Source organism: Ectothiorhodospira sp. 9100 (assembly GCF_022227565.1).
Taxonomy (GTDB): domain Bacteria; phylum Pseudomonadota; class Gammaproteobacteria; order Ectothiorhodospirales; family Ectothiorhodospiraceae; genus Ectothiorhodospira; species Ectothiorhodospira marina.
This window is the reverse complement of the sequence record NZ_JAJNAN010000028.1, coordinates 1-12,935: the sequence shown is the minus strand read 5'-3', so window position 1 is coordinate 12,935 and position 12,935 is coordinate 1. Positions and strand designations below refer to the sequence as shown.

The 12,935-nt window shown below is 61.5% G+C and carries 15 protein-coding genes and 1 tRNA gene; 9 read left to right on the top strand and 7 right to left on the bottom strand.

Annotated elements, in window-relative coordinates:
* Positions 1–198 precede the first annotated feature (198 nt).
* The 4 genes from nifV to nifM are packed head-to-tail and all read left to right on the top strand — an operon-like array spanning position 199 to position 3,125.
* The gene (gene nifV, locus LPW29_RS09880) at positions 199–1,347 is read left to right on the top strand and encodes a homocitrate synthase (RefSeq protein ID WP_238627862.1); all 1,149 of its coding nucleotides are present in this window, start codon (positions 199–201) and stop codon (positions 1,345–1,347) included.
* Between the two features lie 46 nt (positions 1,348–1,393).
* Complete coding sequence (nifW, locus tag LPW29_RS09875; RefSeq protein ID WP_238627861.1) at positions 1,394–1,726, top strand: nitrogenase-stabilizing/protective protein NifW; 333 nt, start codon at positions 1,394–1,396, stop codon at positions 1,724–1,726.
* Positions 1,727–1,785: 59 nt separating this feature from the next.
* Positions 1,786–2,241 carry a nitrogen fixation protein NifZ gene (locus LPW29_RS09870; protein ID WP_238627860.1) on the top strand — a complete coding sequence of 152 codons (456 nt, stop codon included), beginning with the start codon at positions 1,786–1,788 and terminating at the stop codon, positions 2,239–2,241.
* Between the two features lie 32 nt (positions 2,242–2,273).
* Positions 2,274–3,125: a nitrogen fixation protein NifM gene (nifM, locus tag LPW29_RS09865; protein WP_238627859.1), complete on the top strand. Its 852-nt coding sequence runs from the start codon at positions 2,274–2,276 to the stop codon at positions 3,123–3,125.
* A 95-nt stretch (positions 3,126–3,220) separates the two neighbouring features.
* On the opposite strand, the gene LPW29_RS09860 is transcribed toward nifM, so the two are convergent.
* From LPW29_RS09860 to LPW29_RS09850, 3 genes are all read right to left on the bottom strand, one after another.
* On the bottom strand, positions 3,221–3,919 hold the full coding sequence (locus LPW29_RS09860) for an MBL fold metallo-hydrolase (RefSeq protein ID WP_238627858.1): 699 nt from the start codon (positions 3,917–3,919) through the stop codon (positions 3,221–3,223).
* Positions 3,920–4,066: 147 nt separating this feature from the next.
* Positions 4,067–4,267, bottom strand: a complete 201-nt coding sequence (locus LPW29_RS09855) for a YgaP family membrane protein (RefSeq protein ID WP_090250078.1) — start codon at positions 4,265–4,267, stop codon at positions 4,067–4,069.
* A gap of 48 nt (positions 4,268–4,315) precedes the next feature.
* Positions 4,316–5,614 carry a citrate synthase gene (locus LPW29_RS09850; RefSeq protein WP_090250080.1) on the bottom strand — a complete coding sequence of 433 codons (1,299 nt, stop codon included), beginning with the start codon at positions 5,612–5,614 and terminating at the stop codon, positions 4,316–4,318.
* A 359-nt stretch (positions 5,615–5,973) separates the two neighbouring features.
* On the opposite strand from LPW29_RS09850, the gene LPW29_RS09845 reads away from it, so the two are divergent.
* On the top strand, positions 5,974–6,192 hold the full coding sequence (locus tag LPW29_RS09845; RefSeq protein WP_090250082.1) for a (2Fe-2S)-binding protein: 219 nt from the start codon (positions 5,974–5,976) through the stop codon (positions 6,190–6,192).
* A 154-nt stretch (positions 6,193–6,346) separates the two neighbouring features.
* Positions 6,347–6,829, top strand: coding sequence for a bacterioferritin (gene bfr / locus LPW29_RS09840; protein ID WP_090250085.1), 483 nt, complete (start codon positions 6,347–6,349; stop codon positions 6,827–6,829).
* 56 nt (positions 6,830–6,885) lie between these two features.
* Here the strand turns inward: bfr and LPW29_RS09835 are convergent, their stop codons facing one another.
* Both LPW29_RS09835 and LPW29_RS09830 read right to left on the bottom strand, forming a co-directional pair.
* Positions 6,886–7,422, bottom strand: a complete 537-nt coding sequence (locus tag LPW29_RS09835; protein WP_177169801.1) for an invasion associated locus B family protein — start codon at positions 7,420–7,422, stop codon at positions 6,886–6,888.
* Between the two features lie 40 nt (positions 7,423–7,462).
* A tRNA-Arg gene (locus tag LPW29_RS09830) sits at positions 7,463–7,539 on the bottom strand.
* Between the two features lie 185 nt (positions 7,540–7,724).
* Here LPW29_RS09830 and LPW29_RS09825 point away from each other — a divergent pair.
* The 3 genes from LPW29_RS09825 (at position 7,725) to LPW29_RS09815 (ending at position 11,466) form a co-directional block, all read left to right on the top strand.
* Entirely contained in the window at positions 7,725–9,005 is a 1,281-nt protein-coding gene (locus LPW29_RS09825; protein ID WP_238627857.1) for a nucleotide sugar dehydrogenase, read from the top strand.
* Positions 9,006–9,066: 61 nt separating this feature from the next.
* A complete protein-coding gene (locus LPW29_RS09820; protein ID WP_090250093.1) occupies positions 9,067–10,074 on the top strand; it encodes an NAD-dependent epimerase in 1,008 nt (335 codons plus the stop codon).
* A gap of 33 nt (positions 10,075–10,107) precedes the next feature.
* Positions 10,108–11,466, top strand: coding sequence for a phosphomannomutase (locus LPW29_RS09815; RefSeq protein WP_238627856.1), 1,359 nt, complete (start codon positions 10,108–10,110; stop codon positions 11,464–11,466).
* Positions 11,467–11,627: 161 nt separating this feature from the next.
* On the opposite strand, the gene LPW29_RS09810 is transcribed toward LPW29_RS09815, so the two are convergent.
* Both LPW29_RS09810 and LPW29_RS09805 read right to left on the bottom strand, forming a co-directional pair.
* Complete coding sequence (locus LPW29_RS09810) at positions 11,628–12,470, bottom strand: peptidylprolyl isomerase (RefSeq protein ID WP_238627855.1); 843 nt, start codon at positions 12,468–12,470, stop codon at positions 11,628–11,630.
* Between the two features lie 38 nt (positions 12,471–12,508).
* Positions 12,509–12,808, bottom strand: coding sequence for a YciI family protein (locus LPW29_RS09805; RefSeq protein WP_090250102.1), 300 nt, complete (start codon positions 12,806–12,808; stop codon positions 12,509–12,511).
* Positions 12,809–12,935 lie beyond the last annotated feature (127 nt).

The following is a 12,935-nucleotide window of genomic DNA, read 5'->3' as shown; positions in this document are numbered from 1 at the left end:
GGGCCGGGGATGAGGGGCGCGGAGCCCCGACCCCTGAACCCCGACCCATGTAGCAAATCCCACAACTCCCTCCCGGAGGTCGCAAAACGACACCCGGAAACACGGCGATCACACAGAAAATCCCGTGTAATCAGTAATATATTAATTGGCATGGAATTCGCTTAATTATTCCTGGAACCTGTGCTGAGCGAGCTGCCCATGACCCACCCCCCTACCATCGTCATCGACGACACCACCCTTCGGGACGGTGAACAGTCCGCCGGCGTTGCCTTCAATGATGCCGAGCGTATCGCCATCGCTCGCGGGCTGGATGAACTGGGTGTGCCGGAACTGGAAGTGGGTATCCCTTCCATGGGGGACGAGGAGCGGGACTCCATTCGTTTGCTGGCGGGCCTGGGACTCAACGCCCGCCTGCTGGTCTGGAGCCGCATGCGCACGGATGATCTGAGATCCTGCGCCCATCTGGGCGTGGACATGGTGGACCTGTCCATTCCCGTATCCGATCAACAGATCACCCGCAAGCTGGGTCGTAGCCGCGACTGGGTGCTGGACTGTATTCGGCGCCATGTGGACGAGGCTCAGGCGTTGAACCTGGAGGTCAGCGTGGGCGGAGAGGATGCCTCCCGAGCCGACATGGATTTTCTGGTGCAGGTGATGGAAACGGCACAACAGGCCGGCGCCCGGCGTTTTCGTTTTGCCGACACCGTGGGCATCCTCGAACCCTTCACCGTGCTGGATCGCATGCGCCGGCTTCGAGCCCATTCGGACCTGGAGATCGAGATGCATGCTCATGACGATCTGGGTCTGGCCACTGCCAATAGCCTGGCAGCGGCACTGGGAGGGGCGACCCATTTAAACACCACAGTCAACGGCATCGGTGAGCGCGCCGGTAACGCTGCTCTGGAAGAGGTGGTGCTGGGCTTGCGCCAGCTGCATGACATCGAAACGGGCGTTGATCTGCGCCGTTTTCAAAGTTTGTCTCAGTTGGTGGAAACCGCCACCGGCCACCCCATCCATTGGCAGAAGAGCCTGGTGGGGGAGGGCGTTTTTACTCACGAGGCGGGCATCCACGTGGACGGCCTGCTCAAGGATCCAGCCAACTACCAGGGTGTCGACCCGGCAGAACTGGGCCGTGAACATCGACTGGTCCTGGGCAAGCACTCGGGAAGCAGTGCGGTGATCCAGGCCTATGCACGTCTGGGGATCCCCCTGGGACGTGCCGAGGCCACCTTACTGCTGGCGAGGATCCGCAGCGCTGCCTCGCGTACCAAGCGGGCACCCACCGATCAGGAACTGGCGCTTTGGCACCGGGAACTGATCGCCCTGACCGACGCCATCCCCGCATGAATCGCACCTCTTGTCCTCACCTGAAACTCGCTACAAGGATCACGCCATGAATTCCGAAACCTTGCAGGACGACCTCCAGGACCTGGAATCCGCCGAGGATTTTCTGGAGTACTTCGACATCCCCTACAACGAGGCCGTGGTGAAGGTGAATCGCTTGCACATCCTGCAGCGTTTTCACGACTACCTGAGCGCCCAGACACCGGGTGAGCCCAGCGATGCCAGGGTTCTGCATGACCTGTACCGGGGCCTGCTGAGTCAGGCCTACAGTGATTTCGTGAATTCCGATGCCCAGACCGAAAAGGTCTTCAAGGTTTTCCAGCGACCTCCGCCGGGCGTGGCCTATGTTTCCCTGGACGAGGCCTTTGGCCGTCAATCATGAACCTGGCAACGGGCGAGCAGCCCGCCACCCAAAGGATTGGCAAGGATGAGGAGCAACCCATGAAACCCCTGTATGAATACGGCGAACGGGTGCGTGTGGTGCGCCCCATCCGGAATGATGGAAGCTACCCGGGCATGGATCGGGGCAGTTTGCTGGTACCACGGGGCAGCGTTGGCGTGGTGATCGACATGGGTCGATTCCTGCAGGATCAGATTATCTACACGATCAACTTCATGGAGCATGGTCGCATTGTCGGTTGTCGCCAGGAGGAATTACTGGATGCCGATGCCCATTGGGTACCTACCCGCTACGAGTTCCGCGACAAGGTGATGCCCCGGGTACCGCTTGGCATCCAGGGGCAGCCCGTGGTGAAGCCCGGTGCGGTGGGTGAAGTCTGCAAAGTGCTGCGGGATCTGCCGGACGGCGTGGAGTACCACGTGAACTTTGCCGGGCGGGTTCTTCAGGTGCCGGAATCGGCGTTGGATGATCCCCCCGGGGAAGGCGGGACATCATGAATTCTCATCAAGCATTCTGAGCGGGAGGCTATATGACGCCCACACTGGAACATCGCCCGGAGTTGGCTTACATCGAGCTGCGCACGGCCCTGGACAGCTTCGAAAAGCCCCTGGGTAAACTGGATGAGGCCGAGCGTCAAACCGTTCGGGCCCGCTCGGCCCGAGCCTACGAGATCGGTGCCCGGGCACTGGCGTCGGACCAGGCCCCGGATGTGCATGTGCCCCGGGAGACACTGGATCATGCCCTGGCGGAGATCCGCTGCCGCTATCCGGATGAGGCCGGTTTTGCGGCGGAATTGGAGGCCCATGGGTTCGACCTGGGCACCTTCCGCCAGGCCCTGCATCGAGAGCTACGCCTGGAGGCCGTTCTGGATCGGGTGGCCAACCGCATGGGGCAGGTCAGCGATCTTGATGTGAAGCTCTTCTATTTCCTGCACCAGGAGCGGTTCAAGTCACCCGAGTCCCGCACCGTGCGTCAGATCCTGATCACGATCAACCCGGACTACCCGGAGAACACCCGCGAGCAGGCGCGACAACGACTGGAAGCCGTGGCAGCAGAACTGACCGGAGACGTGGATCAGTTTGCCGCCCAGGCAACGCGTCATTCAGAGTGCCCCAGCGCCATCAAGGGCGGGCTTGTGGGCAAGGCGCCCCGGGGCACCCTGTTTGCGACCCTGGACGAAGCCCTCTTTGCACTGGGGGCGGGACAGGTGAGCGAGATCCTCGAGACCGAGGTGGGGTTTCATGTTCTGCTGTGCGAGGCCATCCACCCGGCACGCACCGTGCCCTTGGTGGAGGTGGAGGAGCGCATCCGACAGCAACTGGAAAAGCGTCGCCGCAGCGCCTGCCAGCGCGAGTGGCTCAAGAGCCTGGGCGCGCCCTGACAGGCATGCCCTGAATGAGCTATCAGGTCAGCCGACAGACCCTGTGGCAGCGGCCCTCGGCCGCGAACAGCCGTCCGCGACCACCCCTTGAGCCTTCACCCTTGCGGCCTCTCCGGACCATAGGGGCCGCTGCGCACCCGATCGTGTTCCTCCATGCGGTAATGCACAAAGGCGGCTTCATCTTCAAAATGCATGAAGGGATTCCCCTGGGCCTGTTCGCCCAGGGTGGAGGTGGGTTGCACACCGTAGTCATGGCCGGGATGGATGACGGTTTGACCGGGCAGCTCGTCCCGTAATCGTTTCAGGGAGCGGAGCATGGCCTTGGGATCCCCCTGCTTCAGGTCACATCGACCGCAACCGTACACAAAAAGCGTATCGCCGGTGATCAGGTCATCACCCAGGTGGTAACAGGTGCCGCCCGGCGTATGCCCCGGTGTGTGTATCACCTGTATCGATGTGTTGCCCAAACGAATCTCGTCACCATCGTTGTGCAGCACGGCGTCGGCTGGCGCCTGGCCCCAGTAACCGGCCTCCGCCTTGAGCAGGTGCACCTCGGCGCCCGTCTGTTCACGCACCTCATCCAGGCCATTGATGTGGTCCTGGTGGGTGTGAGTGAGCAGAATGTGGGTGATCTCAAGGCCCAGGGATCGGGCGCGTTCCAGGGCCTGATCCACTTCCCAGGCCGGGTCAACGATGGCTGCCTGGCGGGTGGCCTTGTCTTCCACCAGATAGATGAAGTTATCCATGGGGCCCAGTTGCAGGGTATGGATGATGTGCGTGGGGGATGCGGTCATGAAAGTCCTCCAGAAGGCGATTCAGACCATACCCCTCCCCGGTCATGGGGAGGGGAGGCAAGTCAGTTCACCCCCAATGGTGAAGAGGGATGCTCAACCCGGAGGCTCGACATCAGGCGCTGCGGGCGGAGCATGGGCCGTATGGGATCAGCTGAAGGCCTGGCCCGGTTTGACACCGAACTTCTTGAGTACGATGGCCAGGGGGCAAAACCCGGTGAAGGCCGACTGCAGCAGGTTGAGACCCACGAACGCGGTGAGCCACAGCCACAGGGGGCTGAGCAGCGACAGCAGCAGGGTCAGCAGAATCATGCTGCCAGCAAATGCAAATACGGCACGATCGATCGTCATGGTGTTTCCCTCTCCGTTGATTTAGGGTCTCCTAATATAGTGATACGCTCAGCGCTTCTCAATGGGCACATAGTCCCGGGTGGCAGCGCCAGTGTACAACTGACGAGGGCGCCCGATGCGGGATTCGGGATCCTGCATCATCTCGCACCAGTGGGCATTCCAGCCCACGATGCGGGCCAATGCGAAGATGGCGGTGAACATGTTCAGCGGGATGCCCATGGCCCGCAGGATCAGGCCCGAATAGAAATCCACGTTGGGGTAGAGCTTGCGCTCCTTGAAGTAGTCGTCCTCCATGGCAATACGCTCCAATTCCATGGCCACCTCGAACAGGGGTTCGTTCTCCGCACCCATTTCCCGCAGCAGCTCGTGACACATTTTGCGGATGATCTTGGCGCGGGGGTCATAGTTCTTGTACACCCGATGGCCGAAGCCCATGAGGCGGAAGGAGTCATCCTTGTCCTTGGCGCGGTTGACGAAGTACTCCACCGACTGGCCACTTTCGACAATGGATTCAAGCATCCGGACCACCTTCTCGTTGGCACCGCCATGCAAGGGGCCCCAAAGGGAGGCAATACCGGCGGAGACCGCGGCGAAGGGGTTGGCCTCGGAACTGCCGGACAGGCGAACCGTGGAGGTGGAGGCGTTCTGCTCGTGGTCCGCATGCAGGATCAGAATCAGGTCCAGCGCTTTGGCAAATACTGGATTGGGTTCGTAACGTTCCGTGGGCACGCCAAACATCATGCGCAGGAAGTTTTCCGAATAGCCCAGTTCGTTGTCCGGATACAGGAAGGGCTGACCAATGGCATATTTATAGGACCAGGCAGCGATGGTGGGCATCTTGGAGATCATGCGATGGGCAGCGATCTCCCGGTGACGCGGATTATGCACGTCGGTGGTGTCGTGGAAGAAGGCCGACAGGGCACCGAACACACCGACCATGATGGCCATCGGGTGGGCATCATGCCGGAAGCCATCATAGAAGCGACGGATTGCCTGGTGAGGCATGGAATGTTTCTGGATGATGCGGCTGAAGGTCTCCAACTCGGTCGCGGTGGGCAGTTCCCCGTAGAGCAGCAGGTAGCAGGTCTCCAGGTAGGTACTGTGCTCCGCCAGTTGTTCGATGGGATAGCCCCGGTACATGAGGATGCCCTGATCACCGTCGATGTAGGTGATGTCGCTGCGGCAACTGGCCGTGGACATGAAGCCCGGGTCATAGGTGAAATAGCCCAGTTCCTGGGACAAGGGCCGGATGTCCACAGTGCCGGGCCCCTGTGTGCCTTCGAGCACGGGCAGTTCCACCTGCTTGCCGGTGGCGTTATCGATAACCGTGACGGTACGGGATGTCATGGGTTGTCCTCGTCGTCCGTTGTTCAGATGATTGGTCTCGGGGCCAGGCCCCTGATCTGTGTTTCGCGACCAGCCCACTGGGCGGCCCCCGAGCGCACACTTTATTGCGACGCAGCACCCAGCGTCCATGATTTCTTGCGCAAGGGATCCGCGGGGCGGTTTGGTGATATTCAACAAGAAGTATGCCAGATCCATCGTCCCGGGGCTGCAAGCTTGCTGATTTTGGTGCAGTTTGTGCTTTCTAACGGGTTCGTGAGGCATGTGCAAGTTGTGTGAGTGCCGCGCGAGTTGACAACCCATTCGCCGAGGGCCTAGATTCAGACTAAATTAGTAGGAAATAAACCGGAGAGCGAGCCGCCATGTACGTGTGTTTATGCAAGGGTGTGACGGATACAAGGGTCCGCGAGGCGGTGCAGCAGGGAGCGCACAGCATGGCAGCTCTTCGTGCCGAGCTGGGAGTATGCACGGAGTGCAAGAAGTGTGCGGTTTCCATCAATGGTGTGCTTCGCGACACGCTCATGGCGGCCCCCGTGGTGGCTGCTCCCCTGTGTCTCCCCGAGTGCCATACTTCGGTATGACCTCCCTGGCCTGCGGGAATCGGCGCCAGCCGCGTCAGGGCGGGTGGGGGTCAGGCTCTTTGCATGGACTGTGCATGATCATCGAGGGCGAGGAACCCACGCGGGGTCCAAGCCGCCAAGATAACCGTCAACAACAACCCAGGGAGATCATTCCATGAAAGGGGATCCCAAGGTCATTGAATACCTTAACAAGTCACTCAAGGGCGAGCTGACAGCCATCAATCAGTATTTTCTGCATGCCCGCATGTTCAAGGACTGGGGGCTGACGAAGCTGGATGAGTACGAGTATCACGAGTCCATCGACGAAATGAAGCATGCCGATCAACTCATTGAGCGCATCCTGTTTCTGGAGGGGTTGCCCAACCTGCAGGATCTGGGCAGGCTTTACATCGGTGAAAATACGCGCGAATGCCTGGAGTGCGACCTCAAGCTCGAGCACGAGGGGCACGCGGTGTACAAGGAGGCGGTGGCCTACTGCAACGAGGTGGGGGATTACGTCAGTCGTGACCTGTTCGCCGGCATTCTGGCCAATGAGGAAGAGCACATCGACTGGATCGAGACCCAGTTGGGGCTGATTAACCGCATTGGTCTGCAGCAGTACGAGCAGCAGATGATGGGTGATCAGCCCAACCCCTGACAGGTCCTTTGCGTCCCCCTTCTCCCCGTGGGGGGAGAAGGGGCGTGCGGTTTGGTTTACTTGATCTGACGGCTCGCGGCCGTGAAGCCCATCAGGGAAATGTCCGCCACAATGATCTGCTCATTGTTGAAGGGGCGGAAACCCACCCGCATGTTGGTTCCCGAGCGCATGGCCTCTTCCAGTTCCGGGTCGAGTGGGCGCGCCGTCAGGCAACCCTGCTCAAAGCAGGTCAGGAAGGGGGCGTTGTATTCGGTGCCATCATCCACTTGCATGACGATGCCGCCTCGCAGATCCAATCCCAGTGGCAGCAGTACCTCGATGATCCGGGTGCCATCGCGCATGTCGCGGATATTCACCTGCATGGCCGGCCCGCGGCCCTCAGCACCTTCCATTTCCAGGGTCTGCTGGATCTGGCAGCGCTCGGACCCGTCCACTTCCAGGCAGACACTCTGCCAGTCCTGGTGGGTGGTACGGGTGGGCTCGTTGGCGCTCGCGCCCGTGGGCAGCACCATCAGTGCCAGGGCGGCCAGGCCGGAAAGCAGGGTGAAGTGTCGTGTTCGTTGGGTGCGGGACCGTGGACTGTGGTTCGACATTGGAAACTCCATGGTGGGGCAGGATGGCTGCCTGAAGGAATGGCGCCCCGGGCAGGGTTCGAACCTGCGACCTTCCCCTTAGGAGGGGGACGCTCTATCCAGCTGAGCTACCGGGGCATATTGGACCTGGATGATGAGAGAGAATGCCCGCCGTGCCAGGGGCCGGCGCAAGGAGTGCATAGGATAGCCAAGATCCCGGGAGCCTGAAAGTGCAGGGTGCCGATCCGTGTTGCACGGTCGCGCGACCGAGGCATTTGCGGTATCTTTCCGGCTTCGAGGAAACGGCCTGGAAGGATGCTCACATGAGCGAAAAGATCGGCGTGATTGGATTAGGGTATGTGGGGCTGCCCGTGGCCCTGGGGTTTGCCCGTCACTATCCCGGCACCATTGGTTTTGATATCAGCGAACGGCGTATCAGAACCCTCAAGGAGGGGCATGACTACACCGCTGAGGTCACTCCCGAGGAGCTGGCGGAGCACGACCTTGTGTACACCCGGGACCCGGCCGATCTCAAGGGCTGCACCTTCTTTGTGGTGACCGTGCCCACCCCCATCGACGACAACCGCCAGCCGGACCTCACTCCCGTGATGAAGGCCTGCGAGACGGTGGGGGAAATGCTTACCCCCGGCGCCGTGGTGGTGTTTGAATCCACCGTTTACCCGGGCGTCACCGAGGAGATCTGCGGTCCCATCCTGGCCCGGGTGTCCGGCCTGCGCCAGGGCAAGGACTTCAAGCTGGGTTATTCGCCGGAGCGCATCAATCCGGGCGACAAGGAACACACCCTGACCCGTATCGTGAAAGTGGTCTCCGGTGAGGATGTGCCTACCCTGGACAGGGTGGCCGAAGCCTACGGACGCATCGTTGAGGCCGGCGTGCACCGGGCCCCCACCATCAAGGTGGCCGAGGCCGCCAAAGTGATCGAGAACACCCAGCGGGATCTGAATATTGCCCTGATGAATGAACTGGCACTGATCTTCGACCGCCTGGAGATTCGCACCCAGGACGTGCTGGAGGCCGCGGGCACCAAGTGGAACTTCCTGCCTTTCAGCCCCGGTCTGGTGGGTGGGCACTGCATTGGTGTGGACCCGTACTACCTCACCGCCAAGGCCAAGGCGGTCGGTTACTATCCTCAGGTGATCCTGGCCGGAAGACGCATCAATGATGGCATGGGGGCCTACATCGCCCAGCGTTTGGTGAAGCTTCTCATCGAGCAGGATCGTCCGGTGAAACGCGGCCGAGTGGGGGTGCTGGGGCTCACTTTCAAGGAGAATGTGCCGGATCTGCGGAACTCCCGGGTGCCGGATATCATCCGTGAACTGCGTCAATTCGGGATCGAGCCGCTGGTGAATGATCCCCTGGCCGACCCGGAAGAGGCCCGCCATGAATATGATCTGGAACTGACGGACCTGGATGCCTTCACCGATCTGGATGGCCTGATTCTGGCCGTGCCCCATCGCGCCTATCTGGAAGACGGGGCCGGTGCCCTCTGCACCCGGCTGACCGGGGGCGGCGTGTTGCTGGATGTGAAATCAGCCCTGCATCCCGATGATGTCCCGGAGATCACCCGCTACTGGAGCCTGTAACCCCTCCAGTGACAGTGGTTGATGACCTCACAGCTCAAACTGACAATCAAGGCAAGATGACATGAAGGTTCTCGTGACCGGCACTGCTGGATTCATCGGTTCGGCCCTGGCCATGCGGCTGCTGGAGCGGGGGGATGAGGTCATAGGGGTCGACAACCTCAACGACTACTACGACGTCAACCTCAAGCTGGCGCGCCTGGATCGCATCAAGGACCACGCCGGATTCACTGAAGTGCGGGCCGATATCGCTGATCGGGCCCTGATGGAGGAGACCTTCGCGCGTCACAAGCCCCAGCGCGTGGTCAATCTGGCGGCCCAGGCCGGGGTGCGCTATTCACTGGAGAATCCCCACGCCTATGTGGAAACCAACCTGGTAGGGTTCATCAATATCCTGGAAGGGTGCCGTCATCACGGTGTGGAGCATCTGGTGTATGCCTCCTCCAGTTCCGTATATGGGGCCAACACCACCATGCCCTTTACGGTGCACGACAACGTGGACCATCCCATGAGCCTGTATGCGGCCAGCAAGAAGGCCAACGAGCTCATGGCCCATACCTACAGTTCGCTGTACGGCCTGCCCACGGCGGGGTTGCGGTTCTTTACGGTCTACGGCCCCTGGGGCCGGCCGGACATGGCCTTGTTCATGTTTACCCGCAACATCCTCGAAGGCAAACCCATTGATGTCTTCAACTATGGCCGTCATCGCCGCGATTTCACCTATATCGACGACATCGTGGAAGGCGTGATGCGCACCCTCGACAAGGTGGCGGAGCCCAACCCCGAGTGGTCCGGCGCCAAGCCGGATTCCGCCACCAGCTTCGCCCCGTATCGCCTGTACAACATCGGCAACAACCAGCCGGTGGAACTGCTTCACTATATCCAGGTGCTGGAGGATTGCCTGGGGCTCAAGGCGGAGAAGAACCTCCTGCCCCTGCAGCCCGGAGATGTGCCGGATACCTATGCGGACGTACAAGACCTGGTGGCGGACGTGGGTTATCGCCCCGCCACTCCAGTGGAGCAGGGGGTCGAGAACTTCGTGCGCTGGTACCGGGATTTTTACAAGGTCTGAACGCCCAAGCCCACTCAAGACGTCAGGTTCGCCATGTCTGCGCCGTTGCCCTGTTTCAAGGCCTACGATATCCGTGGGCGCATCCCCGATGAGCTCAACCCCGATCTGGCCTACCGCATCGGTCGGGCCTATGCTGGTGTGATTGCTCCCAAGGGGCCAGTGGCGGTGGGGCAGGATATTCGCCTCAGCAGCCCTGAGCTGGCTCAGGCCGTGATTCGGGGCCTGAATGACGCGGGCGTGGACACGCGTTCCCTGGGTCTTTGCGGCACGGAGACGGTCTATCATGCCGCCTCCCTTGAAGGTATGGGCGGCGGCATCATGGTCACCGCCAGCCATAACCCCATGGACTACAACGGCATGAAGCTGGTGCGCGAGCAGGCCATCCCGATCAGTGGAGATACCGGGCTCAGGGAGATCGAGCAACGGGTTCGGGAAGGGAATTCAGGGCCGGCGGCCGATGTGGCGGGCGAGGATCGCACCCTGGATGTGATGGCAGGGTATGTAGAGCGCGTCCTGGGTTTTGTTGAACTATCGAATCTGCGCCCGCTGCATCTGCTGGTGAACGCCGGCAACGGCGCCGCGGGCCCCACCTTCGATGCCTTGGCAGCGCAGCTGCCTTTTCGTGTGACCCGCATCCACCATGTGCCGGATGGTCGCTTCCCCAATGGCATCCCCAACCCGCTCCTGTCGGAGAACCGGGCGGTCACTGGCGAGGCCGTGGTGGCCCATGGTGCCGATCTGGGGATTGCCTGGGATGGGGACTTCGACCGCTGTTTCCTCTTCGATGAGCGGGGCGAGTGCGTGGAAGGCTATTACATCGTCGGCCTGCTGGCGGCGCAGATGCTGGAGAAACAGCCGGGTTCGCGCATCGTTCATGATCCCCGCCTGACCTGGAACACCCAGCAGATGGTGCAGGCCGCCGGCGGTGTGGCGGTGATGAGCAAGACAGGCCACGCCTTCATCAAGGAGCGCATGCGCCGCGAAGACGCCCTCTACGGTGGCGAGATGTCCGCTCACCACTACTTCCGTGATTTCAGCTACTGCGACAGCGGCATGATCCCCTGGCTGCTCACCGCCGAGCGCATGAGCCTCACGGGCAAGCGCCTGTCCGCCCTGGTGGAGGAGCGCATCCGCGCCTATCCCTGCAGCGGCGAGATCAATTATCGGGTGGCCGATGTGCCCGCCACGCTGGAGCGGGTGACGCAGTTCTATCTCCCCCAGGGCCCACACGTGGATGACACCGATGGCCTGAGCATGGAGTTTGCCGAGTGGCGCTTCAACCTGCGGGCATCCAACACCGAGCCGGTGATCCGCCTGAATGTGGAGGCCCGGGGAGATACCGGGCTCATGCGGGAGAAGACGCGGGAGTTGGGCGGCTTGATTGGTGCATGATGGCCGGCGTCGCCCCGGGCCGTTCTCGAACGGCCCCTACGGATACCTGCCGTGGGCTGAAGCGACGGCGCTCCACGCGCCGGGTTGAACGCACTCGGTGCATCTCGTAGGGGCGCTTCGAGAAGCGCCCGGGCGGAGTTTCTGCCACCACAAACCCTTTCTTACCGCAAGCGCTCCTCATGAATCTCGATGGTCGCCTGCTCCCGCAGTTCATCCACATAGCCCTGCAGGGCTTCCGTGGCCAGGATTTGTTCCAGGCGGTCCCGCGTGGACTCGAAGGTGGGCAGTTCCATCTCCCGATTTTCCTCATGCAGGATGACATGCCAACCGAACTGGGATTCCACTGGGGTCTGGGAATACTCACCGACCTCCAGTGAGGCCAGCGCCTCGGAGAACTCCGGCACCATCATGTCCAGCTGAAACCAGCCCAGGTCGCCACCGGCCTCGGCCGATGTGTCCTGGGAATGCTCCCGGGCCAGGTCGGTGAATGCGTCTCCCTGATCCAGGGCCTCGATGAGTACCCGGGCTTCCTCCTCGCTGTCCACCAGGATATGCCGGGCGCGGTATTCACGGGCATCCAGTGCCGCGATCTGACGGTCATACTCAGCCCGCAATTCCGTTTCGGAGAAATCCTGTTCCTCCAGATAACGCTCAACCAGGGTGTTTACCAGTAGGTTGGTGCGGGTGCGCTCCAGTTGGCGGCGGACCTCTGGATCCTCATCCAGGCCCTTCTCAAGGGCTTCCTGGCGCAGGAGTTCCATGTTCACCATCTCGTCCAGGGCAGCCTCGGGGGACTGAGGGTTCCCCTGCTGATGTCCGGACATTTGCCGTAGTTGGAGAAACTCGGTGAGATCCTGTTCGGTGATGGGAACCTCGTTGACCACGGCCATGGCGTTGGCGGGGTCAACCGGGTCAGCCGGTTGATCGGTCTGTGCGTCCTGGGAACAGGCCGCCAGTGAAACGGCAACGGCAGCCAGCAGCGGGAGAGACTTGAATTGGATCATGGAAGCGGGGTGTCCTCGAAAAGCGATGGAAGTGGCCTTCAGGGAAAGACCTTCTTGAAGGGCTTGACGTTCACCTGGGCATACACGCCCGCGGCGACGTAGGGATCGGTGTCGGCCCAGGCCTGGGCCGCGTCGAGGGAGTCGAACTCGGCGACCACCAGACTGCCGGTGAAGCCGGCGGGACCCGGATCGGCACTGTCGATGGCCGGATAGGGGCCGGCCAGGACCAGGCGGCCAGCATCCTGCAGGGCCTGCAGGCGCTCCAGGTGAGCGGGGCGGGCCGAGCGGCGTTTTTCCAGACTGTCTTCCACGTCCTGACTGATGATGGCGTAGAGCATCAAGCACCTCCTGGCGGGCGATGGATAAACGTGAGGAAGGGTAACCCACGCGGCCCACGGAATACAGCACCCGCCACGCCAGCAAAGCCCGTCCATCATTCGCGGCCAAGGGCCGCTCCCACGAGGG

Excerpts from the sequence above, each read along its gene's own strand:
- LPW29_RS09805 (WP_090250102.1), bottom strand. The coding sequence starts at position 12,808 with ATGCTCTACGCCATCATCAGTCAGGACGTGGAAGACAGTCTGGAAAAA.
- nifM (WP_238627859.1), top strand. The coding sequence starts at position 2,274 with ATGACGCCCACACTGGAACATCGCCCGGAGTTGGCTTACATCGAGCTG.
- LPW29_RS09845 (WP_090250082.1), top strand. The coding sequence starts at position 5,974 with ATGTACGTGTGTTTATGCAAGGGTGTGACGGATACAAGGGTCCGCGAG.
- LPW29_RS09810 (WP_238627855.1), bottom strand. The coding sequence starts at position 12,470 with ATGATCCAATTCAAGTCTCTCCCGCTGCTGGCTGCCGTTGCCGTTTCA.
- LPW29_RS09820 (WP_090250093.1), top strand. The coding sequence starts at position 9,067 with ATGAAGGTTCTCGTGACCGGCACTGCTGGATTCATCGGTTCGGCCCTG.
- LPW29_RS09870 (WP_238627860.1), top strand. The coding sequence starts at position 1,786 with ATGAAACCCCTGTATGAATACGGCGAACGGGTGCGTGTGGTGCGCCCC.
- LPW29_RS09815 (WP_238627856.1), top strand. The coding sequence starts at position 10,108 with ATGTCTGCGCCGTTGCCCTGTTTCAAGGCCTACGATATCCGTGGGCGC.
- bfr (WP_090250085.1), top strand. The coding sequence starts at position 6,347 with ATGAAAGGGGATCCCAAGGTCATTGAATACCTTAACAAGTCACTCAAG.
- LPW29_RS09850 (WP_090250080.1), bottom strand. The coding sequence starts at position 5,614 with ATGACATCCCGTACCGTCACGGTTATCGATAACGCCACCGGCAAGCAG.
- LPW29_RS09825 (WP_238627857.1), top strand. The coding sequence starts at position 7,725 with ATGAGCGAAAAGATCGGCGTGATTGGATTAGGGTATGTGGGGCTGCCC.
- LPW29_RS09835 (WP_177169801.1), bottom strand. The coding sequence starts at position 7,422 with ATGTCGAACCACAGTCCACGGTCCCGCACCCAACGAACACGACACTTC.
- nifV (WP_238627862.1), top strand. The coding sequence starts at position 199 with ATGACCCACCCCCCTACCATCGTCATCGACGACACCACCCTTCGGGAC.
- LPW29_RS09860 (WP_238627858.1), bottom strand. The coding sequence starts at position 3,919 with ATGACCGCATCCCCCACGCACATCATCCATACCCTGCAACTGGGCCCC.
- nifW (WP_238627861.1), top strand. The coding sequence starts at position 1,394 with ATGAATTCCGAAACCTTGCAGGACGACCTCCAGGACCTGGAATCCGCC.
- LPW29_RS09855 (WP_090250078.1), bottom strand. The coding sequence starts at position 4,267 with ATGACGATCGATCGTGCCGTATTTGCATTTGCTGGCAGCATGATTCTG.